This window comes from Dyella sp. Tek66A03, assembly GCF_052567735.1.
In genome coordinates this window covers 1,589,156-1,613,008 of sequence record NZ_CP199584.1, presented here as the reverse complement: position 1 = coordinate 1,613,008, position 23,853 = coordinate 1,589,156, and the positions used below count along the sequence as shown (strand labels likewise).

Annotated in this window: 13 protein-coding genes and 1 tRNA gene; 4 read left to right on the top strand and 10 right to left on the bottom strand. The window is 63.4% G+C overall.

Features of this window, described 5'->3' with window-relative positions; all coding sequences use genetic code 11:
* Positions 1-648: 648 nt before the first annotated feature.
* From recC to recD, 3 genes are read left to right on the top strand one after another with little or no spacing between them, the layout of a single operon-like run.
* Positions 649-4,203, top strand: a complete 3,555-nt coding sequence (gene recC, locus ACT01B_RS07290; protein WP_445146703.1) for an exodeoxyribonuclease V subunit gamma — start codon at positions 649-651, stop codon at positions 4,201-4,203.
* Positions 4,200-7,859 (top strand): exodeoxyribonuclease V subunit beta, encoded by a 3,660-nt coding sequence (recB, locus tag ACT01B_RS07285; RefSeq protein WP_445146702.1) that lies wholly within the window; start codon positions 4,200-4,202, stop codon positions 7,857-7,859. The genes recC and recB overlap by 4 nt, the downstream gene beginning before the upstream one ends.
* On the top strand, positions 7,849-9,831 hold the full coding sequence (gene recD / locus ACT01B_RS07280; protein WP_445146701.1) for an exodeoxyribonuclease V subunit alpha: 1,983 nt from the start codon (positions 7,849-7,851) through the stop codon (positions 9,829-9,831). Before recB ends, recD begins: the two co-directional genes overlap by 11 nt.
* Positions 9,832-9,905: 74 nt before the next feature.
* On the opposite strand, the gene ACT01B_RS07275 is transcribed toward recD, so the two are convergent.
* From ACT01B_RS07275 to ACT01B_RS07250, 6 genes are all read right to left on the bottom strand, one after another.
* Positions 9,906-10,409 carry a type IV pilin protein gene (locus ACT01B_RS07275; protein ID WP_445146700.1) on the bottom strand — a complete coding sequence of 168 codons (504 nt, stop codon included), beginning with the start codon at positions 10,407-10,409 and terminating at the stop codon, positions 9,906-9,908.
* Positions 10,410-10,418: 9 nt separating this feature from the next.
* Positions 10,419-14,069 (bottom strand): pilus assembly protein, encoded by a 3,651-nt coding sequence (locus ACT01B_RS07270; RefSeq protein WP_445146699.1) that lies wholly within the window; start codon positions 14,067-14,069, stop codon positions 10,419-10,421.
* A gap of 58 nt (positions 14,070-14,127) precedes the next feature.
* A complete protein-coding gene (locus ACT01B_RS07265; RefSeq protein ID WP_445146698.1) occupies positions 14,128-14,733 on the bottom strand; it encodes a pilus assembly PilX family protein in 606 nt (201 codons plus the stop codon).
* A 40-nt stretch (positions 14,734-14,773) separates the two neighbouring features.
* Positions 14,774-15,790: a prepilin-type N-terminal cleavage/methylation domain-containing protein gene (locus tag ACT01B_RS07260; RefSeq protein ID WP_445146697.1), complete on the bottom strand. Its 1,017-nt coding sequence runs from the start codon at positions 15,788-15,790 to the stop codon at positions 14,774-14,776.
* Complete coding sequence (gene pilV, locus ACT01B_RS07255; protein ID WP_445147444.1) at positions 15,787-16,287, bottom strand: type IV pilus modification protein PilV; 501 nt, start codon at positions 16,285-16,287, stop codon at positions 15,787-15,789. Before pilV ends, ACT01B_RS07260 begins: the two co-directional genes overlap by 4 nt.
* A gap of 101 nt (positions 16,288-16,388) precedes the next feature.
* Entirely contained in the window at positions 16,389-16,895 is a 507-nt protein-coding gene (locus tag ACT01B_RS07250) for a GspH/FimT family pseudopilin (protein WP_445146696.1), read from the bottom strand.
* A 716-nt stretch (positions 16,896-17,611) separates the two neighbouring features.
* Here ACT01B_RS07250 and ACT01B_RS07245 point away from each other — a divergent pair.
* Complete coding sequence (locus ACT01B_RS07245; RefSeq protein WP_445146695.1) at positions 17,612-18,751, top strand: hypothetical protein; 1,140 nt, start codon at positions 17,612-17,614, stop codon at positions 18,749-18,751.
* Positions 18,752-18,975: 224 nt separating this feature from the next.
* Here the strand turns inward: ACT01B_RS07245 and ACT01B_RS07240 are convergent.
* The 4 genes from ACT01B_RS07240 to ileS form a co-directional block, all read right to left on the bottom strand.
* Positions 18,976-19,051: transfer RNA gene (locus tag ACT01B_RS07240), tRNA-Thr, on the bottom strand.
* 52 nt (positions 19,052-19,103) lie between these two features.
* Entirely contained in the window at positions 19,104-20,063 is a 960-nt protein-coding gene (gene ispH, locus ACT01B_RS07235) for a 4-hydroxy-3-methylbut-2-enyl diphosphate reductase (RefSeq protein WP_445146694.1), read from the bottom strand.
* A 131-nt stretch (positions 20,064-20,194) separates the two neighbouring features.
* Positions 20,195-20,686, bottom strand: a complete 492-nt coding sequence (lspA, locus tag ACT01B_RS07230) for a signal peptidase II (RefSeq protein ID WP_445146693.1) — start codon at positions 20,684-20,686, stop codon at positions 20,195-20,197.
* A 192-nt stretch (positions 20,687-20,878) separates the two neighbouring features.
* Positions 20,879-23,743 carry an isoleucine--tRNA ligase gene (gene ileS / locus ACT01B_RS07225; RefSeq protein ID WP_445146692.1) on the bottom strand — a complete coding sequence of 955 codons (2,865 nt, stop codon included), beginning with the start codon at positions 23,741-23,743 and terminating at the stop codon, positions 20,879-20,881.
* Between the last annotated feature and the right edge of the window lie 110 nt (positions 23,744-23,853).

Here is a 23,853-nt window from a genome sequence, read left to right as displayed (position 1 = left end):
CAGTGCAACGGCCGCGATGACAGCCTCGGCGCCCCGGCAGCGCTGCATTTTCTTGCGCTCACACATGCGGATGGACGCCGCGCTCAACGCACCGCTCTTCAAGGGATCGGTCCCCGTGCTGAAGACGATGAGGTTCGATGGACAGGCCTGTGTATCGCGTCGTCGAAGGCGCGCGATGGAAGAACCTCGAGAACGAGGGTGGCCATGCGTGGATGCGCCCAGGAATGCGGACTCATGGCGGAGCAACATCCGGCGAGTCGGGAATTTGGGTGGGCCGTCCCTCCTGGACGGGTTACCACCCTGCGCGTCCGCACTCCGTCACGGACCCTAGCGCGTGCCTGGCGGCACGCTCCCCCTTGATGGAGGCTCCCTTAAACTCCCCACCACACCGTGTGGTGATGGGTCTGCGGCCAGAGCCGTGACCCGTCATCACTCCAACGAGGCTGAGGGCAAGTGTGGGTCACGCCACCGGGCGCTTCTATGAGATTTGTCTGAAATCGCGTAAAACCTGTCGCGCTGGAAAGGTGAAAGCTGGCACGCCCAGTGCCTGCATCGGCCATGACGTTGGCATGATCAGCCACGATCGCCAGGCAGCGCGTTGCATCCTGCCGGCCCCTTTCTCGTGCGCTGAGATAGCGAGCGGGCACGATGCGGGACATCCTTCAGCCGCTCGGCGAGAATGCCCCCCATGAGCAAAGTCGCCCCCTGCCTACCGTGAGCCACACCCTGGACCTGCCCCTTGAGTCGCCCATCGAACCGGGCCTGATGGTCATCCATGGCAACCGCATGGAGGACCTGCGCGACCTGTTGACCGCCTGGCTGGCCCGGGCGCCGCTGCGCCCGCTGGAAGACGAGTTGATGCTGGTGCAGAGCAATGGCATCGCGCAGTGGCTGAAATGGGCGCTGGCGCGCCCGGCCGGCGAGGGTGGCCTCGGCATCAGTGCGGCGATCGACGTGCAATTGCCCGGCCGGTTCCTGTGGGCGGCCTATCGCAGTGTGCTTGGCCGCGAAGCGGTACCCACCACGTCGCCGTTCGACAAGTCGCGCCTGGCCTGGCGACTGTTGCGACTGCTACCCGAACACCTGCCCGAGACCGATTTCGCTCCGCTGCGCGATTTTCTCAGCGACGACCCGGACGAACGCAAACGCTTCCAGCTGGCCGAGCGGGTGGCCGACCTGTTCGACCAATACCAGGTCTATCGCGCCGACTGGCTCACGGATTGGGAGCAAGGCCGCTATCAGCTTCGCGACGAGCTGCGCAGCCGCCATACGCCGCTGGGCGCCGACCAGCGTTGGCAGGCTCGGCTGTGGCAGCTGGTGTTGGACGACGTGGGTGACGAACGCCGCAACCATCGCGCGGCGGTCCATCATGCCTTCCTCGAGCGCATCGCCAGCATGACCTCGCGGCCTGCCTCCTTGCCGCGGCGCATCGTGGTATTCGGCATTTCCTCGCTGCCACAGCAGACACTGGAGGCACTGACCGCGCTGGCTCGTTTCAGCCAGGTGATGCTGCTCGTGGCCAATCCCTGCCGCCACTACTGGGCCGACATCATCGAGGACCGCGAGCTGCTCAAGGCCAACCAGCGCCGCCACGCTGGCAAGCCCGGCCTGCCGGCCGAGCCACGCTACGAAGACCTCCATCTCCATGCCAATCCGCTGCTGGCGGCCTGGGGCCGTCAGGGCCGCGACTATATTCGGCTGCTCGATGCCTTCGACAAACCCGATGGCTACCGCCAGCGCTTCGCCGCCTGGAATCGCAGCATCGACCTGTTCGCCGATACCGATGGCGATTCCCTGTTGCGCCAGATCCAGCAGGCCATCCTCGACCTGGAGCCGCTGCCACCCCAACCGTCGCAGCGCAAGTCGTGGCACACGAACGATGCATCGTTGCGTTTTCACGTCGCCCACAGCGCGCAGCGCGAAGTCGAGATTCTCCACGACCAGTTGCTGGCGATGTTCGAGGACGCGCGTCGCCGAGGCACTCCCTTGTCGCCACGCGACGTGATCGTGATGGTGCCCGATATCCAGACCTATGCACCGCATGTACAGGCGGTGTTTGGCCGCGTGCCGTCGGACGACCCGCGGCACCTGCCCTACTCCGTGGCGGACCAGCCGACGCGTGGCGCCGTGCCGCTGATGGTGGCGCTGGAGCACCTGCTTTCACTGCCCGATTCGCGCTTTGCCGTCAGCGATCTGCTGGACCTGCTCGATGTACCCGCGCTGCGCTCGCGTTTCGATATCGACGAGGCTGGACTGCCAACACTGCGACGCTGGATCGAAGGCTCGGGCATTCGCTGGGGCCTGCACGGCCGGCAAAAGCAAAGCCTCGACTTACCTGGCATCGAGCAAAATAGCTGGCGCTTCGGCCTGCGCCGCATGCTGCTCGGCTACGCCGTCGGCGATGCCGGCACCTGGCAAGGCATCGCGCCCTACGATGAAGTGGGCGGGCTCGATGCGGCCATGCTGGGCCCGATCACCGAACTCTTCGATCAACTGGAACATTACTGGCAGCTGCTGCGTGAAGCGGGCACGCCGGCCCAGTGGCATGAACGTCTGCAGGCGCTGCTCGCCGACTTCTTCGCGGCTGACGATCCGGCCGACAGCGACCGACTGGCGCGCCTGGGCGATGCGCTCGACGGCTGGCGAGACGCTTGTACTGAAGCGGCCTTCGCACAGCCCGTGCCGCTTGGCATCGTGCGGGAGCATTGGCTCAAGGCGATCGATGAAAGCCGTCTCTCGCAGCGCTTCATGGCCGGCGCGGTGAGCTTCGGCACGCTCATGCCCATGCGTGCCATCCCCTTCCGCGTGGTGTGTCTGCTGGGCATGAACGACGGCGATTATCCGCGACGCCAGGCGCCCGTCGACTTCGACCTGATGGCGCAGCCCGGCCACGCACGGCCTGGCGATCGATCCCGTCGCGAAGACGATCGCTACCTGTTCCTCGAGGCGTTGATTTCCGCACGCGATGCGCTGTACGTCAGCTGGGTGGGGCGCAACGTGCGCGACAATAGCGTACTGCCGCCCTCGGTGCTGGTTGGCCAATTGCGCGACTACATCGCCGCCGGCTGGCAACGCCAGGGCGATGACGCCAACGATACGGCGACCGGCAAAGCGCTGCTCGCGAGCATGACCACGGAGCATCCGCTGCAACCCTTCAGCCGACGCTACTTCAGCGCGAATCGTGATACCCACGTTTTCACCTATGCGCGCGAATGGCGGCAGGCGCACGCCACCCATGCCGCTGCGCATACCGACCAAGAGTTGGCGCGATGGGAACCGGACGCCACGCTCGGCATCGGCCAGCTGCAAAGCTTCCTCAACCGGCCGGTGCGCTACTTCTTCAACCATCGCCTGAAAGTGCATTTCGCCGCACTGGATGAGGAAGCCGCGAATGACGAGCCGTTCGCACTGAACGCGCTGGAGCGGCACGTCGCCAACGCCACGGTGGTACGTGTTGCCGTGCAGGAGGACGACGCCGGCGAAGCGGCTGACGCGGCCGCGCGCCGCCTCGCCGAGCAGGGCGCCCTGCCGCCCGGCGGGTTCGGCGAGTTGCTGCGCGATACGCTGGCGCGGGACGCCGGCGGACTGGCCGCCAGCTGGCTCGCGGCCTGCCGACGCTGGCCGCAGGCCGCCGACAAGATCGAGCTGCAGTACAGCGCACACGGCATTCGCATCGAAGACTGGCTGACCGATCTGCGCATGGGTGACGAGACACCCTTCGTTCGCCTGGAGCTGGCGACCGGAAAACTGCGGCAAAAGAATGGCGAGCTTCGCCATGACAAGCTGATCGACGCCTGGCTGATCCACCTGCTCGCTCACGCCCAAGGCTTGCGCCTGCAGACGCGCGTCATCGGTGCGGATGCGCAGGTGATCCTTCGCGCACTGGATGCGGCTGAAGCGGCCAGGTGGACTGACAACCTGCTGGCGGCACTACGCGAAGGCATGAACGCGCCGTTGCCGATCGCCCGCAAGGCAGCCTATGCATGGCTGCAGCATGCCAAGGATGAGGACAAGGCCCGTAAGCAGGCCCAGCTGGCCTACGAGGGCAGCACCTTCAGCCAGGTTCCCGGCGAAGTCGAGGAGGACGCCTGCCTCACCCGTGCATGGCCAAGCTTCGCCAACATGGAAGCCGCTGGATTCACTGACTGGCTGGAGCTCTACCGTCCGCTGATGGATGTGATCTCGCAGGGAGACGTCGCATGAGTACCAGCGCACCGCTCCAACCCTTGCAGCTGCCGCTGTACGACATCCAGCTCATCGAGGCGAGTGCAGGCACGGGCAAGACGTGGACCATCGCAGCACTCTATCTGCGCCTTGTACTAGGTCACGGCCGCATTGACGGTAAACCCCTGCTGCCCGCCCAGATCCTGGTGCTCACCTTCACCAAGGCGGCCACCGCCGAGCTGCGCGAGCGCATCCGCGAGCGCCTGGGTGAAGCCGCCGAGGCGTTCCGTCACGAGCATGTGTCCGATGACTTCCTGCGCGAACTCATCGCTGCCTATCCCGATGCCGACGCCCGCGCGCGCGCCGCAAGACAGCTGGAGCTGGCCGCGCAATGGATGGACGAAGCCGCCATCCACACCATTCACGCCTGGTGCCAGCGCATGCTTGGCCAACACGCGTTCGATAGCGGCCATGCCTTCGTGCAGGACACCGAGATCGACGAGAGCGAGCTGCTCGCCGAAGCGGTGCGTGATTACTGGCGTACGTACTTTTTCCCGCTCGACCGCCACGGCGCCGCCGTTGTCTCGCGCTGGTGGCATAGTCCGCCCTCGCTGCTGAAGGCACTACGGCCACTTCTGCGCCAGCCGCTGAAGAACCTGCGCCTGGACGGCAAGCCGCTGCCCGAAGCGCAACGCGCGTTCAGTGAATTCAGGCGCAGCATCGAAGCACTGAGCACGTCCGAAGCCGGCGCGCGACAGCAGTGGCTGGAGCACGTGGAGCCGATCGAAGCCATGTTCGCCGTCGCGCTGGACAGCGGTGCGCTCAATGGCACCAAGATGAAGCGCGAGAAGGTCGTGGCCGAGCTCGCCCTGCTGCGGCAATGGTCGTTGGGGCTAGCCGATGCCGGCGAGATCCTGCCTCGTTACGCCCAGTCCGCACTGATCGCCGCCAAGAACAAGAACGCCGTGCCGGTTATCCACGACGCCTTCCTGGCCGTCGAAGCTTCCGTCGGGGCGCAGAAAGGACTCGCCACACTGCAGGCATCGATGCTGGCGCATGCCACCACCTGGGTGGCCCAGCGGCTGGAACAGACCAAACTACGTCGCGCCCAGCTCGGCTTCGATGACATGCTCAAGCGCCTTGATGGCGCACTGCACAGCCACGCGGGGGCCAGGCTCGCCGACACCATCGCCGCGCAATACCCGATCGCGCTGATCGACGAATTCCAGGACACCGACCCGCTGCAGTGGCGCATCTTTCGCCGCATCTACGCCGGACGCGGGCCCAGCGGCCTGTTGCTGATCGGTGATCCCAAGCAGGCCATCTATGGCTTCCGCGGTGCGGACATCCACACCTACCTGCGCGCCCGCGCCACCGCGCAGCAGCCAACCTGGACACTCGACACCAACTACCGTTCGACTGAGGCACTGGTGAGCGCGGTCAACCGCATCTTCGAGCACGCCGACACCCACGCCGAAGGTGCCTTCGGCTTTGGTCATGGCAGCAACGCGCTGCCGTTCCATCCGGTTGCAGCGCGCGGGCGAGACGATCGCCTCGTGCTCGATGGCCAACCGCTTCCGCCCCTGCAGTTAGCTGTCGAAGGCAACCCGGACGCACTGAGCGGTTCGTCCTATGTGGACTTGATGGCCCGGCACGCCGCTGCCTACCTGGTGCAATGGCTGACTGCGGCACAGCAAGGACGTTGCGGCTTCCTGGACCAGGACGGCACTCTCACTCCACTGAAGCCAGGCGATATCGCCATCCTCGTGCGCAACGGCAACGAAGCGGCGAAGGTGCGCGGTGAAATGCAGCGGCGTGGTCTCAAGAGCGTCTATCTGTCCGATCGCGAGTCGGTGTATGCCTCGGCCGAGGCCACCGATCTGCTGCGCTGGTTGCAAGCGTGTGCAGACCCGGGGTCCGACCGCAGCATGCGCGCCGCCTTGGCCACACCGACGCTGGGACAAAGCGACGCGGAACTGGACCGCCTCAATCTCGACGAGCATCACTGGGAAGCCTGTGGCGAGCGCTTCCGCCAATTGCAAGACACCTGGCAGCGCCATGGCGTGCTGGCCATGCTCCACGACTTGCTGCATGCCTTTGATCTCCCGGCTCACCTGCTCGCGCAGCCCGACGGCGAACGCGCGCTGACCAATCTGCTGCACCTGGCCGAGCTGCTGCAGCACGCGGCCGCCAGCCTGGACGGCGATCACGCGCTGATCCGCTACCTGACGACGCAGATGGCCACGGCGATCGACCCGCAGGCGGAAACCGCGGAGGAACAGATCGTGCGCCTGGAAAGCGAGGCCGCGTTGATTAAGGTGGTGACCATCCACAAGTCGAAGGGACTGGAATACCCGCTGGTGCTGCTGCCTTTCATCTGTTCCGCACGCGAGGTGAAACGCGATGACAGCTTCCTGTGGCATGACGCGGAAGGCGAACCCCAGATGGATCTGCGCGCCGACGATGCGGCTCGCACACTCGCCGATCGTGAGCGCCTGCAGGAAGACCTACGCCTGCTCTACGTCGCACTGACCCGTGCGCGCTATGCGTGCTGGCTGGGCGTCGCAAACGTGGGCGGGGCCAGGACGTCTCCTCTGCACACGTCGGCCTTTGGCCATGTGCTGTCCGGTGGCGACGTGATCCAGCCGGGCGAGCTGATGCGCCGCCTGGACGCACTGCGTGGCGACCATCCGGGCCTGTCCATCCAGACGCTGCAGCAGCCAGAACAGCACCCGCTCAAAACGCCCGAAGAAGACATCACGCCGCTGTGGGACGCGCGCGCCTATACCGGCGGAGCCCAGGAACGCTGGTGGGTCGCCAGCTACAGCTCGTTGAAATATGCCGAGGCGGAACAGGTCCCGCTACCCGCGCCGGAGACGGCGACGCAGGACGTGCTTATCGAGCTGGGCAGCGAGCAACCCGCCATGGCGGACTTTCTGCCCACCAAGGCGCAGGGTATGCACGCCTTCCACGCCGGCGCGGAGGCCGGCACCTTCCTGCACGATCTGCTCGAGTGGGCGGCCGACGAGGGATTCGCTGCCGTTGCGGATGACGCCGGCGGACTGGAAAAGGAAATCGCCCGACGCTGCCAACGGCGCGGCTGGCAAGCCGACATTCCGCTGCTGTCGCGCTGGATGCCCGCCTTGTTGCGCGCACCACTGGCCTTGCCCGATGGCGTATCGGCCAGCCTTGCCGGCGTGGACAGCTACTACGCCGAAATGGAGTTCTGGTTCGAGGCCCAACAGGTCGACACGCTGGCGCTCGACCGGCTGGTCACCACGCACTCGCTCGATGGCCAGTCGCGCACGCCGTTGCTGGCCGAACACATCAATGGACTGCTCAAGGGCTTCATCGACCTGGTGGTCGAATACCAGGGGCGTTACTACGTGATCGACTACAAATCGAACAAGCTCGGCAACGACGCCAGCGCCTATACAGCAGCCGCCATGCGCGAATCGATCCTGCGCGAGCGCTATGACCTGCAGTACGCGATCTATACGCTGGCGCTGCATCGCCAGTTGCGCGCGCGCCTGCCAGGCTACGACTACGACCGCCACATGGGAGGCGTTGCCTACTTGTATCTGCGCGGTATTGACGACGCAGGCCATGGGGTTCACCGGGAGCGTTTGCCATGGGCGCTGATCGATGCGATGGATCGCCTGTTTGCCACGGGAGTGCACGCCCATGCGGCATGACGCCAGGCTCGACCTGCTGGACCAGGCCAGCGAGCGCGGCACGCTGCGTGCGCTCGACGTCGCGTTCGCCCGCTTCCTCGCCGCGCAGGATGCCCATGCCGCAGCCGTGCTCCCCTTGCTTGGCGCGCTGGTGAGTCGGCAACAGGCTGACGGACATCTTTGCCTCGACCTGGCCTCGTGGGAGCAACTGGCGGAAGAGTTCGCCTGGCCCTCGAACTGGCGCGCTCTGATTGCAGCAGCAACCGCCGATCCAACTTCATTGACCGACTCGATACTCGTCGCCTCGCCGGACGCGGGTGATCGTGCCGGCTCACCCCTGGTACTCGACGGCAAACGGCTCTATCTGCGCCGTTACTGGAATCACGAGCAGCGCGTGGCGCTGGCCATCGGCCGCCGCTTGGCCCTGTCGCCTAGCGCGCCGCCACAGCTGGCTGAGCAATTGGCGCGGCTGTTTCCCGCCGAGGCCAGCCACGGCCCCGACTGGCAGCGGATCGCTTGTGCGCTGGCCGCACGCGGCGCCTTCACCGTCATCACCGGCGGGCCAGGCACCGGTAAGACCACCACCGTCGTGCGCCTGCTTGGCCTGCTGCAAACCCTGCAGCGCAACCACTCCCCCCGACCGCTGCGCATCCGTCTGGCCGCGCCCACCGGCAAGGCGTCGGCTCGATTGCAGGCATCGATCAGCGCGCAGATCGCACAACTCGATGTCGACAACGACGTGCGCGCAACGATTCCCAGCCAGGTCGATACGCTGCACCGGTTGCTGGGTGCACGACCGGATACGCGCCGCTTCCGCCACGACAGCAGCGATCCGCTGCACCTGGACGTCCTGGTCATCGACGAAGCCTCGATGATCGACCTGGAGATGATGTCGGCCGTGCTGGCCGCGCTACCGGATGATGCGAGGCTGATCCTGCTCGGCGACAAGGACCAGCTCTCCTCCGTCGAAGCGGGTGCCGTGCTGGGCGATCTCTGCCGCCGCGCACAAATGGCGCACTACAGTCCGGCCACGGCCGACTGGCTGCGCCAGACCACGGGCGACGATGTCGACGCCTGGGTGCGTGCCGACGCGGCACCGCTGGACCAGCACGTGGCGATGCTGCGCCAAAGCCACCGCTTTGGTGCCGAGAGCGGCATCGGCATCCTCGCGCAGGCGACAAACGAAGGTGACGTCACCAGGGTGCGGCAGCTGCTAAGCAGACCGCATATCGATATTGCCTGGGCTGACTCGGCCGCCGACACGCAGCGCCTCGCGGAACTCGTACTCGACGGCGGCGCCAGCCGCTTTGCCGCGCCCGCTGACGGCGTCTCCCCCCAAGGCTACCGCCACTACCTCGAATGGGTGCGCCGCGAGCGTCCCCGCGCCGATGCGGATGCGACGGCCTTCGACACCTGGGCGCGTGGCGTGCTGCAGAGCTTCGGCCGTTTCCAGCTGCTATGCGCGCTGCGCCACGGCCCGATGGGCGCCGAGGGACTCAATCGCCAGGTGACCGACATACTGCACCGCGCTGGACTGATCGACGCAAGCCGTGAATGGTACGAGGGTCGCCCCGTGCTGGTGACACGCAACGACTACAACCTCGGCCTGATGAACGGCGACGTCGGTATCGCGCTACGCGTACCTGACGAAAACGGCAGGCTGCATCTGCGCGTTGCTTTCGAAGTGGCGGGCGAAGCGAACGAAGCCAACACGCGCATCCGCTTCATCCTGCCCTCGCGCCTGGGTGAACGGGAAACGGTTTATGCCATGACCGTGCACAAATCCCAGGGCTCCGAGTTCGACCACGCCGCACTCGTCCTGCCCGATGAAGCAAGCGCCGTGCTTACGCGCGAGCTGCTCTATACCGGGATAACGCGGGCACGGCGATGGTTTAGCCTGCTCGCGCCTGCGTCAATCATCGCTCACATCACGCAGCAGTCCGTACGCCGCCATTCGGGATTGCATACGCACTGGGAAGCTTTCAGCGAATGACGTGGATCTTCATGTCTCGTGGGAAGAACAAAGGCCGGCATGCGCCGGCCTTGTCTCCAACATAGACGACTGCGCTACTGCCAGCAGCCGGAAGTACTTGGCGTGCGCGTGCCCTTTTGGTCTAACGTCAGCGTGCCGCACTGTCCACCCTCCCTAGCTGATTGGACAGTTAGCGGGGTCGCCGTAATGGTGTAGTTCGTCGACGCGCTCGTCGGTGCGATGGTGTAGCTGGCGGCGCTTCGACTCTGGCAGTCCAGGTGCGGGTCGGCATTAGCCACCCCCAAAGGCGTTTGGTCATAACGCAGATTGGTCGTATAGAACCGCTCCATGTAGTTCGCGTATTCCCCCAGGCATCCCTGCGCGGCGACACGGTTCACCTTGGCGACGTGCCGGGTATACGACGGATACGCGATGGCGGAGAGGATCGCAATAATTGCCACCACGACCATCACTTCCACCAGGGAAAACCCCTGCATCGCATGGTGATTCTTACTCTCCTGGCGGCCGCGAACCACGTGGTCGTTAGCGCCACCAGCACGCGCCGCGAGCGGCCTTTCGAACGAACCAGTCGCACTCATCGTCATACCTCAGAGGTTGCCCATCTCGCGCCAAGACACCCGTACGGAGATGCCGTCGGAACCGGCTGTATTCACCGCGCCATTGGCGCCGTTATCGAAGCTCACCAGCATCACCCCGCCGACGAAGATCGGATTGTTCGGCAACGAACTGAAACCGATGCCGCTGTTGACGTACGTCTTTCCGCCGGAGGTGAGCGCGTCGCTATCGTTGATCGAGCCATTGCCATTCAGATCAAAGAAGCTCGACGACGGCGCATTGCCGGTAAACGGATTGATCGCCATGATCCAGCCGCGGCCCGATGGATTGCAGACGTCCGTGGCTTGAGGGATGCGCGTGGTGCCCACCAACAAGCTGCCCTGGAACTGACTGGGCGTGACCATCCGCTCGCCCTCTGCACCATTGAGTGGCGACGTGAGATCCATATACCAGCCGGACTTGCCCACCAAGTCGCTCAAGGTGGATGCCGCCGTGATCGCGCGCCCCGGTGACACCGGCGGCGTCGCGGCCGAATCACCGGCCGTCTCCACAATGATGTCTCGCTCGACCAACGCGCTGCGCCCTTTGGTGGCGAGGTTGCTGACCAGCACATCGTCGCTCGACTGCACGATCAGCCCGTACCACGTTTGCGTGGCGGTGCTACCGAGATCGGTGGATGCCAGGTACTTGCCCGTGCCAAAGAACAGCCAGAGGTTGCTGGTTGCCGGATCACGGCCCATCAGCATGCCAGCGGTGATAGGTTGCACCACTCCGCCACTATCTTGCGCGGTGAACACCAGGCTACCCGTGCTGCTGGGCTTGGCGTCGGTTCCATCGTTGAGAACGAACTTCCACACTTGGCCCTTGGCATCGCCGGCATACGCCGCGGTGCCGATACCTTTGGTGTTGTCGCCGATCCATACAGTCGGCGCCGCCATGCCGTTGCCGGTACCCGTATCCGTGGTGGCGTGCACGCTCAGCGTGCCGTCGGCCACGGCGAACTGAAGCAGCGCCGCCGAGCCATTGGCGCTGTTGTAGCCATTGCCCATCAACACCGACCACGCCCCTGCGGCCGTTTGTACGATCACCGGCTTGCCGGTCATCTGGCCGATAAAGCCGCTATTGGTGCCGCTATCCGAAGCCGACCGCTCCCACAGCAATTTGAACGTAGTCGGATCGGTGACATCGATTGCGTAGACCGCTTTCGCCAAACCACGCCCAGTGGTTCCCACGGCCACGGTGTGCCAGCTCGCCGGAGATCCGAAATAGACGTCGGCAACCGTCAGTTCACCGTCATCGAAAAACTGGTGTGGGATATCGCTGCCGCCGTAGTTGGGATCGGACAGCTGTTTGAGATTGCTGGTGATCACCGCGCCCGGCAGATAGGCGTAAGCCTCCACGCCGGTGCGCGCATCGAATGCGTGCAGCATGCCATCGTTGGCGGCGACCAGAATGAGCCCCGTGCGCGATGCCTTGTTGGTGGCGTAGGTGGCGAAGGTGCTCGAACCGGTGAAGCTCTGACCCACGAACTCGTTGGGATCGGGAGCACCCACATAGATCGGCTGGGAGTTGACGATATCGCCCAGCGCGGTGTCGCGGCTACGAAGCGCCCCTGAATTGCGCAGCTCCTGCGAGGAATCACCGCGCAAGTAATTGATCATGCTCTGTTGGTCTGCCGTGGTGCTACCCAAGGCGCTCTTCTGCGCCGCCGAGAGCTGATCGACATTCCCGCTAGTGAAAGTAAACACCGCCACGTCGGCCGATATCGCCACGGGGTTGTAGGTGTAGATCGTGCGATTTGCATAGGCGGGCAGTACCGTGGCAGCCGTCCAGCTTGGATTCGTGGCAATCGCACCGCTATTGGTATCGATAGCCAACGCCTTGAGATCACCCTTCCATTTCGCCGTGTAGTAGTTCGCCTGATATGCCACGGTACCCGCCTTCAACTGGGTGGAATTGGCAGCAAGACTGGCACCGGTACCGACTCGTTCCGTAGCGCGTTTGAGAGCATCCTTCAAGCCGCTGGTAAAGGCCTGCGGGCTGGTGGCGGAATAGAACCCTCCATGACCATTCACCGCGGCATGCGCCAGGTCGGCGATATTGTTGATGCTGTCGGCCGACGTCGCTGGCCAGCTGAAGTTGGCGATCGCCGTGCCGCCGCGTGCCCAGTTGAAGATCTGGTCCACTGTCGTGCCGCTTGGCTTGATGCCTGTCGGCGTGAAACCCAGTCCAAGGGTGAACGTCGTCATGTGCTGCCAGAACGCCGGATCTTCGGTGTTGGTCGGCACCTCGTTGGGGGTGGAACGAAGATCGCTAACCCAGTAATACATGGCCACGTCGGCAAGCGTGCCGGAGACCCCATCCTTGTAAGGCGGGGCAGCCGTGAAGGTATACGACTGATTGTTCGGCCCCGCGATGGTCTTGCTGGTGCTGTCGGCATCGCCGATGCTGGTCGACGCCGCCGCGCCATTCCAGAAACCATCCGTGGTCAAAATCGTATACGACTGGCGGCATGCCAGCTCGCCCTTCCCAGTACCCGTGCCGTAATCAGGATCGGAGGACATCGCCGACCACGGCTGCGCGGTCTGGTAGTACTGGCCCACGGCATCGAGCGCCGAGCGAAGTGGCGTGCCGCTGTTTGCCGTCTCACCGGCCAGCCACTTCCAGAAAGCCGTCTTCTGATCGGAAAAAGGTTTGACGTTGGCGATGTTGATGCCGTTCTTCTTGGTCTGATCGGTTGGCAGGTTGGCATCGTTGTTTCCGTCGATCGAGCCAAAGCCAACACGAAACGTCGCGTCCAAACCCGCGAACGAATTCATCAAGCCGCTCTTGGCCATCAGGATGCGCGTATGAAAATACGAGAACCAATTAGCCACATTCTGCTGCGCTGCGGTGCTCTCGGTACACACGGACGCATCGAGCGATGCTGCGGCACAGGCGCCGGACTTTCCCACGTAGTAGCGCGTATAGGTGCCGTTGGCATTCTTGATGGTGTACTTGAAAAGGTAAGTATTCGTGGTCGTCGTAGCGACACACATCTTGGAACTTGAGCTATACGTGTCGCCGCTGTTGCATTGGGGCCCAGGGGCGTAATACGAGTTGCGCCCATTTACCTTGCACTGCCCCTTATAGGTGCCAGAGATCTGCAACGTGTCCCCAGGGTTGCAGCCTGTCGTCGCCGCATAATTGGATGTCGATGTCGCGGTAAAATTCTGCGAGTAACCGATACTGCTTTTCGACGCGCCATTCTGACTCGCATCGTTCGAGCCATCGTACGACGACAGATCCACGCTACCCGCCGACTGTTTGAAGCCGTTGATCCATGCCGACGCGAACGTGGCGTTGGGGTATTGCGATCCGTCTGCCGCGTATGGCGCCTGATAATCGACCGCGGGGTTGTAGTACAGGCCGTTGACCGTACTGCTGGTCAAGGCATCTGCCGCGGTGCTGCTCAGATAGCCCCAATCGGGCATTACGTCCCACGCCATCGAGCCGGAGTCGTCGAGCATCAGCACGATATTCGGCGGCAGCGATTTCTGGATGATCAGCGGCTGCTGATCAACCGCGACTGCAGCCCAGGCTGGCGAATAGATGACGCCGAGGGTCCAGACGGTCAGGCTCACGGACAGCAGCCTGCCCAGGAAGCGGCCGAGCGCGCGGTGCAAACGGGATGTGTTCTTCATGACGAGTCCGCTATGGAAGAAGGCCGCGCGAAACAAGCCCGCGCTGGGTCAAGGTGACTTAGCGCTGCTTGATGACTGCCTGGAGCACGACTGCCGCGCGGTTGCCAATCAAAGCCGGATCGCCGTTGCGCGCCGTGATGCGGTAATAGACGGCCGTGGTGGAACCGCCGGATACGCCATAGTTGTGCGAGCTGGCGTTCTGACTGAAGCCGGTATCGGATGTGGGGTCAGCCCAGTTGCCCATGTTTTCGATGACGTACTGCGGCTGGCTCGCCGCCACCGGAGCCGCCGTGAACTGACCGTCGGCCGTGCCCTTGGCAACGTCATGGATACTGTTGGCCGGCAGGTTCGGATCATTGAATGGGTTGGACAAACACACCGTCGCACCCGTGCGACAGTTGCGCGCGACGTCACCAGGATATGAGGCAATTCGCAGCTTGGCGGCACGCAACGCCCCTTCAGCACTCTGGAAGGCGATCTGCCTGTCGTACTGATTGGCCGCCATCTTCTGCTGCATGATGGTTCCGCGCACAGCGGCAAACCCCACCAGGCTGATCACGACCAGCAGGATCAGCGCCACCACGAGCGCGACGCCGCGCTGTCGGGCGACATTGGTGCTTATACGGTGACGACGCGCGTGGCTCTGCGTTGAAGGGCCAGTCAACGCAGCTGTCGGTTCTACGGGTCGGTATAAAGACTTCATCTCACATCACCCGATTTCGCAACGTTGTGGTTGCGGTAAACGAACGGGAAATCGGGCTGGCGTTCATGCCGGCGCGCGGGTCACTGCCCTGTATCGTCAACGTGACTTTCACCGCGGTTACGGCTGCCCAGTTGGTAACGTTGGCGGCATCGACGAACGCCACTGCCAGCCCGGACTGGCGATACAACAACGTCATGCCTGTCACGCCGGTCACCATTTCCTGCCTGATCGGGGTACCGCCGGTACTCCCTAGCCGGAACAGGGAGGTCCCTCCGGCCGAACCCTGGCCGATGTACCAATCGGATACGTTGAGACGTGTAATCAGCGCGTTGGGACTGAAGTTGTAGCTGTTGCCTGCGGCCGTGCACACCGAGGGATAGCCAAGCCCGGCCGAGCAGTTGCCGCCACTGGTAGCGTGCCCAATCGTCTTGCCCGAATGGCTGAATGAGCTGGACTGGAAGATGGCCGCGTGGTCGAAATCGCACACGATAAAAACATCGCCCGAACCCAGATCCGCGCTGCTTTCGTTCAACGTGAACTGCGCGCCAGAAGCGTCGTGCGTCGCGACGCTAAAGCTTATTTCGTCACCACCGATAAGCTGGAGCGAGGGTGTGCCAGACACACGATCGCCCTGGCCCGTGCCTGCAGGAACCACCGCATCGTTTCCGGCGTAGCCGTGGACGGCATTGTTCCAGTCCGCCCACCAGACGCTTCCGCCATTGCTAGGGCCAGTATTGAGTACGTTGCCCACGCGACTGCTGTTGCTGCAGGCGGTGAGTCCACTGTTACGAATATCCCGTGCAAGCATTTCGAAGGCAATGCGCGAGCTGTCCTGCACGTCGCTCAGTGCCTTATTGGCGCGATACACCTGCTGGTTAGACAGAAACACGCTACCCACGCCAGCGATCACCACCAGGCCCAGCAACATGGCCACCATGAGTTCGATCAAGGTGAAGCCGTGCGCGTGATGGCGCACCGCCCCCAAGCGGTTGCGCTTCAAAGTCCGCAGCGCGCTCATAGCATGCCCTTGGTGACAACAACCTGGTTGCTTGCGCCACCCGTTCCGGCGCGGCTGTCGTCAAATGTGATGGTGATCAAGCAGTCGCCTCGGATTCCCGAACAGCTGATCGCGCCTGTGGTGGTTTCCGTCTTGCCCAAGGTCGCGCCGAGCTGGCTGCACCAGTCATTGAGCTGCGTCTTGACCAGCGTGCTATCAGCGGCGGGACACGCGTTGGCCTTTAATGGGGCAGACGTGTTGTATGCCCCGCTCGAAGCGGCAGCGACATCGGTCCTCATGGCGTCGAGGATCGAGTAGCCGGCAATCGTGGCCATGCTGCGGGCCATGGCGCTGTTATTGGTGGACAGCGACTTCGCCTGCAACGCAGCCATGCCCAGGAAGCCGATCGAGAGAATCAGCACGGCCACCAGTACTTCGATGAGGCCGACGCCACGCTGTGCAGATGTCGATGACGCACCACGATGAATGGCCACGCGAGGGGAAAATCGACGTGTCATGTTGATGCGGCGAGAAATGAAGATGCCTGCGTGCATGGACGGCGCGTTGGGAACGACGCCGTTATGGAGCGAACGGGAAAGCACCGGTGCTGCAAAGGCCCTCATGACGAACAACTCCCCGACTCCGTCGTAGTTACGATCGCCGAGCCTGCGGTCATCGAGATGATGCGGTGGTTGTCCACCTCCAGCGCGGTCGTGCAGAGATCCGCGACCAAGCCGGTATAGGGGCTCGACTCACCTACCGCATAGCCCTGGCCCTGACCGCGAAAGCGCAGCGCTTTCAGATCGCCCTTCAGTTGGAGCGGCGACGCGAGGCCCGCCACGGCGGCGCGCACTTGTGTGGTATCGGTTCCCGTCATCGCATAGACGGCCCCGGCAGACGTGCCGCATGCCGTCCCGAGCGCATTCGTGGAATTGGCCGAAACGCTGCCGCTGCACAATTGCGTACTGGCGTTGCGCTTGATTGCTTCCATCCGAGCGGTATTGATGGAGGCGACGAGATCGTTGGCGGTGGTGGTGAGCCGATTCGAGATCGTCAACTGACGGAAACTCGGCACGGCGGCCATGATCAGCACGACAGCCACAGCGAGCGTAATTAACAGCTCCACCAGAGTGAATCCGCGCTCATCCAACCTGGGGGTTTCGCGCGCTGGCGCTCGCACACTCGGCATTGCCTTCGAAGCGAATCCGCCTCCCGTTTGCCCACCGTTGGTCCGACCCGACAAGATCTGCATAAAGAGCCCCCTGCTATCTCGCAGCAGACTCTAGTCAAGCTGACGGAAACGTAAATACTTGCGCCGACCAGCGGCATGAATCTGCCGACAGGCGGCAAGTTCTTACGCCATGGCGCCCGGATTTACAGCATTACTCGTGCGATCCATGAAGATCAAAGGGTTACGCACCATGCATCGCTGACACCGCCGGAGGAGAGCGCAATAACTTGACGATTGGCAACCATAGACCTCAAAGGGCGGGCCAGTCAGAGCCTTTGGGTGGGCGGCAGCCCCAGCAAGCCCTCACGAGATTGAACGAGCCGCTTATCGCCCTCGCCGATATCGGTGGTCGGTGCTATGCGTGAGGCGGATGAACTCGATAGCCATCTACGAACGTGGTGGCGGACCACGTAGAGCTGGATGAATGTGATCTAAATCTCTCGCCATGACCGATGAACCATCTCGCATGGAGGAGGGAATCACTTTAGGCAATGCACATCTCTGACGTGTGACCGCCCCTAGGGCGGCGCGCCGGCGTGCACCGCACCTGGACCACACGTTTCAGGGGAGTGGAGAGGTCCTGGTGTCCCCGACTGAAGGAGGAGATAACCATGGGCGTGAATATTCGAAGGATGACCCGAATATCCGCGATGGGGCTAGCGTTCGTATTCCTTTACTCCATCAATAGTGCGCAAGCGACAGATTCGCAGGACGCTTTCTTGCCGCGCGGCATCACATCGTCCACGATCCCGGCCAACGGAGACTTGAACCCTTACGGCGTGGCGTTCGTGCCCCAGAACTTCCCTCGGGGCGGATCCATAGCGCCCGGCGACGTACTGGTATCGAATTTCAATAACATTAACAATCTGCAGGGCACGGGAACAACGATCGTCAAGTTGACGCCCACGGGTGATTTGGCGCCAGGTGTCGCAGCGGGTACTCCCGGCAGCGCCACCACGTTTTTCCAAAGCCACCAAGCGGGTCTGACAACCGCACTGGGTGTGCTTAGCCGGGGCTTCGTAATCGTCGGAAACCTGCCTACGACAGACGGCACGATAAACACGATTTCGCCGGGAACGCTCCAAGTCATCGACGCCCATGGCCACTTGGTGACGACGCTGTCCAATAGCACGTTCCTGGACAGCCCCTGGGATTTGGCCATCAACGATCAAGGCAATCATGCGCAAATATTCGTCTCCAACGCGCTCAGCGGCACCGTGTCGCGACTGGATGTCAGCATTGGCGCCTCCGGGTTCGTGGTCACCAAAAAAGTACAGATTGCCGTTGGGTACGCTCATCAGCCCAACGCGGCAGCGCTGGTCTTGGGACCAACGGGGCTCGCTTATGACGGGAGCACAGGCACGCTGTTCGTCGCGTCTACAGCGGACAATGCGATTTTCGCAGTGCCCAACGCGGGCGAGCGCAGTACAGCAGTGAACAAAGGCCACCTTGTTTTTGTGAGTCCCCATTTGCGTGGTCCACTGGCGTTGGCATTTGCTCCGAATGGGCATCTACTCACCGCCAACGGTGACGCGGTCAATGCAGACCCTCTGCATCCGAGTGAAATCGTGGAGTTCACGCGCACCGGCAAATTCGTCGGAGAAGTCAATGTCGACGCTTCACAAGGCGGCGCATTCGGCGTGGCCACGGCACTGTCGGCGGAGAACCCGGTATTCAACTACGCGGCGATCGACGATGTCGCCAACGACCTCGTCGTCACTCTCGTCCCGACCACCGAAGAGCAACAGTGAATATTCCAGTGCCGCCGGGCCAGGAAGTATCAATCTCACGGGTGTTTTCGCGCCGCAGTCACTGCTGACGGCGTCGCGGCGATGCCGATCCGCGTTTCGTGAGCACGCAAAAGAAAAGCCCCGAGGTAGAACCTCGGGGCTTTCTTGTTGGTGACCTGAAAAGGTGACCTATTTGCTGCTAGACCATCGAGGCAACTGATTGATGCTCAATGACTTTTTGGTGCTGGTGCCGGAAATAGGAATCGAACCTACGACCTACGCATTACGAATGCGCCGCTCTACCAACTGAGCTATTCCGGCGAGGAACCGCCAATTCTACGGAGCTGAAGGAAAGCGTGCAAGACGTTCGCGCTCACAGACTCGCGGAAGAACTGCCGACCATGCGTAGTTCCTTGGGTAGCGCGAAGGTGATGGTTTCCGGTTCGCCGTCCAGCTCACTGACGGCGCCGGCACCCCAGGACTGCAGGCGCGCAATCACGTCGCGGACGAGCTTCTCAGGCGCCGAAGCACCCGCCGTCAGGCCAATGCGCGTGACGCCGTCGAGCCAGCTGCGCTCGATATGCTCGGCGCCATCGATCAGATACGAGCGCACGCCCTGCTTCTCGGCTAGTTCGCGCAGGCGGTTGGAATTGGAGCTGTTCACCGAGCCGACCACCAGCATCAGGTCCACCGCGTCGGCGAGGCGGCGCACGGCATCCTGGCGATTCTGGGTGGCGTAGCAGATGTCGTCCTTGCGCGGCCCTTCGATATCCACGAACTTCTCGCGCAGCGCAGCAATGATGGCCTTGGTGTCATCCACCGACAGCGTGGTCTGGGTGACGTAGGAAAGCTCATGCGGGAATTTCGGTTCCAGCGTGGCTACGCACTCCACCGACTCGACCAGCAGGATTTCGCCCGTATTGGCCGGATTCCACTGCCCCATGGTGCCTTCGACTTCCGGATGGCCGGCATGGCCGATCAGCACCACGCTGCGTCCCAGGCGCCCGAGTCGGGCCACTTCCATATGCACCTTGGTAACCAGCGGACAGGTGGCGTCGAAGACGTTGAGCTTGCGCTGGTCGGCCTCTTCGCGCACCGCCTTGGAAACGCCATGCGCGCTGAAGATCACGGTGGCGCCATCGGGTACTTCGTGCAGCTCTTCCACGAACACCGCGCCATCGGCGCGCAGCTTGTCGACCACGTAGCGGTTATGCACCACTTCGTGCCGCACGTAGATCGGCGCGCCATAGGATTCGAGCGCACGCTCGACGATGGCGATGGCACGGTCCACACCGGCGCAAAATCCACGGGGGTTGGCGAGCAGGATATCCACGGAGGCTCCGAACCTGGAATCGGTCGACTGACTGGTGGCCATTATCGCATGCGCGGCTGTGAGAGCGGCTTTAGCCGCGACAGGTACTCTGGCAGCCCTTGTCGCGGCTAAAGCCGCTCCTACCTGAACGATCAGGTCTTGGCCTTGCCCGTGAACAGGCCAAACGCGATCAGCATGACCGCGCCCACCGTGATGCCGCAGTCGGCCACGTTGAACACCGGGTAGCTCCACGCGCGGTAATACACCTGGATGAAATCGGTGACCTGGGCCGCATGCAGGCGGTCGATCAGGTTACCCAGCGCGCCACCGATGATGAGACCGAGCGGCAAAGCCGTGCGCCAGTCGCGGCGCGGCGTGCGCGCCAGCCAAACCACCAGTGCGCCGGTGATCACCAGAGCCAGCAGGACGAAGAACCAACGCTGCCAGCCGGCGCTGCTAGCCAGGAAACTGAAGGCGGCGCCGGTATTGAAAGCCAGCGTCCAGTTCAGCAGGCCCGGAATGACCTGATGCGGCATGCCCTCCGGCTGCAAGGCGCCCAGCGCCCACCATTTGCTGAGCTGGTCGAGCACGATGACGGCTACGGAGAGCCACAGCCAGGGGAGTGCGTTGGGCTTGGATTTCATAGGTGAGTCTTGTGGCGGTTAGCTCCCTCTCCCCATGGGGAGAGGGTTGGGGTTAGGGGCCAGTCTTGCGACGGGGGACGGCAAAGCAAGATCCGTTGGAAGGAGACCGCGAGCACGCGCCCCTCACCTTGGTCCTCTCTCCCACAGGGACTAACTTCGGGTCGCCCGGAGGGGAGAGGAAGAAGTGTGGGGTCAGAACCAGCGGCGATCTTCGCCGGGGCCTTCCACATTGCTGATGCAGCGATCGCACAACTCCGGATGCGCGGCGTGGGTGCCCACATCATCGCGACGGTGCCAGCAGCGCACGCACTTGAGTGCGTCGCTCACCGTGGCCGAGACCCATACGTCGGCGCCTTCCAGCTCGGTCAGCACGGCGTCCGCCGGCTGGCCACCGGCCAGGTCCATGCGCAGCTCCGAGGTGATGAAGAAGAAGCGTAGCTCGGACGCCACCGGTGCATAACGCGACACGATGGCCTGGTCGGCGTGAATCGCCAGCTTCGCTTCCAGCGAGGCGCCGATCTGTTCGCCCTTGCGCATGCCTTCGAGCACGCGCGAGGCGGTGTCGCGGATGGCCAACAGATCGGACCAGTAGCGACGCTGCTCTGGTGAACCCTGCGTCGCGGCCAGGCCGTCGTACCAGGTTTCGAACAGCACACTTTCTGTACGTTCGCCCGGCAGGTTCTGCCAGATTTCCTCTGCGGTGAACGTCAGCACCGGCGCCAACCAGCGCACCAGCGCTTCGGCGATGCGGTACATCGCGCTCTGCGCGCTGCGGCGACCGTGGCTGTCGGTCGGCATCGTGTAGAGACGATCCTTGGTGATGTCCAGGTACAGCGCGCCGAGTTCGTTGGTGCAGAAGTTCTGCACGCGCTGCACGATCTCCGGGAAGTCGTAACGGTCGTACGCCGCCGCCACCGCCTGCTGCACGTCATAGGCCTGCTGCACGGCCCACTGGTCCAGCAACAGGCTCTGCTCCACCGGCACCAGGTGCTTGGTCGGATCGAAGCCGTCCAGATTGCCGAGCAGGAAGCGCGCGGTGTTGCGGATACGACGATACGTATCCGATACGCGCTTCAAGATCTCGTCCGACAACGACATCTCGTTGCGGTAGTCGGTCGAGCAGATCCACAGGCGCAGAATGTCCGCGCCCAGCGTCTTCATGATGTCCTGCGGCTCGATGCCGTTGCCCATCGACTTGGACATCTTGCGGCCCTGCGCATCCACCGTGAAACCGTGGGTGAGCACGTCCTGATACGGCGCGCGCGCAAACATGGCGGCCGACGTCAGCAGCGACGACTGGAACCAGCCGCGATGCTGATCCGAGCCTTCCAGATACATCACCTTGTAGCTGTCCGCGTTGCCCTGTTGCAGCTCGGGACGCTGGCCAATCACGGCGAAATGGCTGACGCCGGAATCGAACCACACGTCGAGCACGTCGAGGACCTTTTCATAGTCCTTGGCCTGATCGCCGAGCAGTTCGGCTGCATCCAGCGCATACCAGGCGTCGATGCCGCCCTGCTCCATACGCTTGGCTACCTGCTCCATCAACGCGATGCTGTCGGGATGAGGTTCCTGCGTCGCCTTGTGCACGAACAGCGCAATGGGCACGCCCCAGGTGCGCTGACGCGAGATGCACCAGTCGGGGCGATCACTGACCATGCCGGCGATGCGTTCTTCACCCCAGCCCGGCACCCAACGCACGCTCTTGATCGCGTTGATCGCCGTGTCGCGCAGACCGGCCTGCGTCATGCTGATAAACCATTGCGGCGTAGTGCGGAAGATCACCGGCGTCTTGTGGCGCCAGCAATGCGGATAACTGTGTGTGATCTTGGCGAACGCCAACAGCACACCTTGGCGGCGCAGCAACTCGACGATGGCGTCGTTGGCCTTCCACACATGCAGGCCGGCGATGACCGTGCCATCCACCGCGGCGGGCGTGTCCGCACGATAGGTGCCGCGGCTTTCGATGTAATTGAGCGTCTCGATGCCGTACTTGCGCGATACCACGAAGTCTTCCACGCCGTGGTCAGGCGAGGTATGCACGGCGCCGGTACCGTCTTCGGCGGAGACGTGCTCGCCCAACAACACCGGCACTTCGCGCGGGTAAAACGGATGCTGCAGCAGCACGCCTTCCAGCGCCTGGCCGGCGGCATGACCGAGCACGCTCGCCTGCTCCAGGCCATAGCGCTGCGAGGCCTTTTCGGCCAGCGCACTGGCGACCACCAGCAAGACACGGCGACCGTCGCGGGGCTGCACTTCGATCAGCGCGTACTCCAGCTCCGCGCCGAGCGACACTGCCAGGCTTTCCGGCAAGGTCCACGGCGTGGTGGTCCAGATCGGCACGGCGACGATGGCGTCGCCCGCGTCAACGCCGAACAACTGCGCCAAAGCCTTGGGATCGATCGCGTCATAAGCGACGTCGACCGCCGGCGAAACCTTGTCGGCGTATTCGATTTCCGCCTCGGCCAGCGCCGAGCCGCAATCGAAACACCAGTACACCGGCTTGGCGCCACGCACCACATGGCCGTTGGCGACGATCTTCGCCAAGGCACGCACCATGTCGGCCTCGTACTTGAAATCCATCGTGCGGTACGGATGATCCCAGTCGCCCAACACACCCAAGCGCTTGAAGTCGGTGCGCTGCAGGTCGATCTGCTGCTGCGCATACTCGCGGCACTTTTGGCGGAAGGCGGCGGCATCGAGCTTATCGCCCGCCTTGCCGAATTTCTTCTCGACGGCGATCTCGATCGGCAGGCCGTGACAGTCCCAGCCCGGCACGTACGGCGCACGGTAGCCGGCCAGCAGGCGCGACTTCACCACCACGTCCTTCAACACCTTGTTGACCGCATGGCCCAGGTGGATGGCGCCGTTCGCGTAGGGTGGGCCGTCGTGGAGCACGAATACCTTGTCGCGCCCGGCGGCGCGCTGCTGAATCTGCGCGTAGCGGTCCACCTGCTCCCAATCGGCCAGCCACTTCGGCTCGCGCTTGGGGAGGTCACCGCGCATCGAGAATTCCGTCTGCGGCAGGTTGATGGTGTTCTTATAGTCCTGAGTCATTGCCTGAATGCCGTCGGGTTATGCCTGGCGCGGACATGCCGGCGCCGTTGCTCATGCGGTTAGCGTCGCCATGGGGATGGCGAAAGCGCCAACGTTACCGGATTTGAGGC

What these genes read in the sequence shown, in the direction of transcription:
- recC (WP_445146703.1), top strand. Translation starts at nt 649, where the DNA reads ATGCGGGACATCCTTCAGCCGCTCGGCGAGAATGCCCCCCATGAGCAA.
- recB (WP_445146702.1), top strand. Translation starts at nt 4,200, where the DNA reads ATGAGTACCAGCGCACCGCTCCAACCCTTGCAGCTGCCGCTGTACGAC.
- recD (WP_445146701.1), top strand. Translation starts at nt 7,849, where the DNA reads ATGCGGCATGACGCCAGGCTCGACCTGCTGGACCAGGCCAGCGAGCGC.
- ACT01B_RS07275 (WP_445146700.1), bottom strand. Translation starts at nt 10,409, where the DNA reads ATGAGTGCGACTGGTTCGTTCGAAAGGCCGCTCGCGGCGCGTGCTGGT.
- ACT01B_RS07270 (WP_445146699.1), bottom strand. Translation starts at nt 14,069, where the DNA reads ATGAAGAACACATCCCGTTTGCACCGCGCGCTCGGCCGCTTCCTGGGC.
- ACT01B_RS07260 (WP_445146697.1), bottom strand. Translation starts at nt 15,790, where the DNA reads ATGAGCGCGCTGCGGACTTTGAAGCGCAACCGCTTGGGGGCGGTGCGC.
- pilV (WP_445147444.1), bottom strand. Translation starts at nt 16,287, where the DNA reads ATGACACGTCGATTTTCCCCTCGCGTGGCCATTCATCGTGGTGCGTCA.
- ACT01B_RS07245 (WP_445146695.1), top strand. Translation starts at nt 17,612, where the DNA reads ATGGGCGTGAATATTCGAAGGATGACCCGAATATCCGCGATGGGGCTA.
- lspA (WP_445146693.1), bottom strand. Translation starts at nt 20,686, where the DNA reads ATGAAATCCAAGCCCAACGCACTCCCCTGGCTGTGGCTCTCCGTAGCC.
- ileS (WP_445146692.1), bottom strand. Translation starts at nt 23,743, where the DNA reads ATGACTCAGGACTATAAGAACACCATCAACCTGCCGCAGACGGAATTC.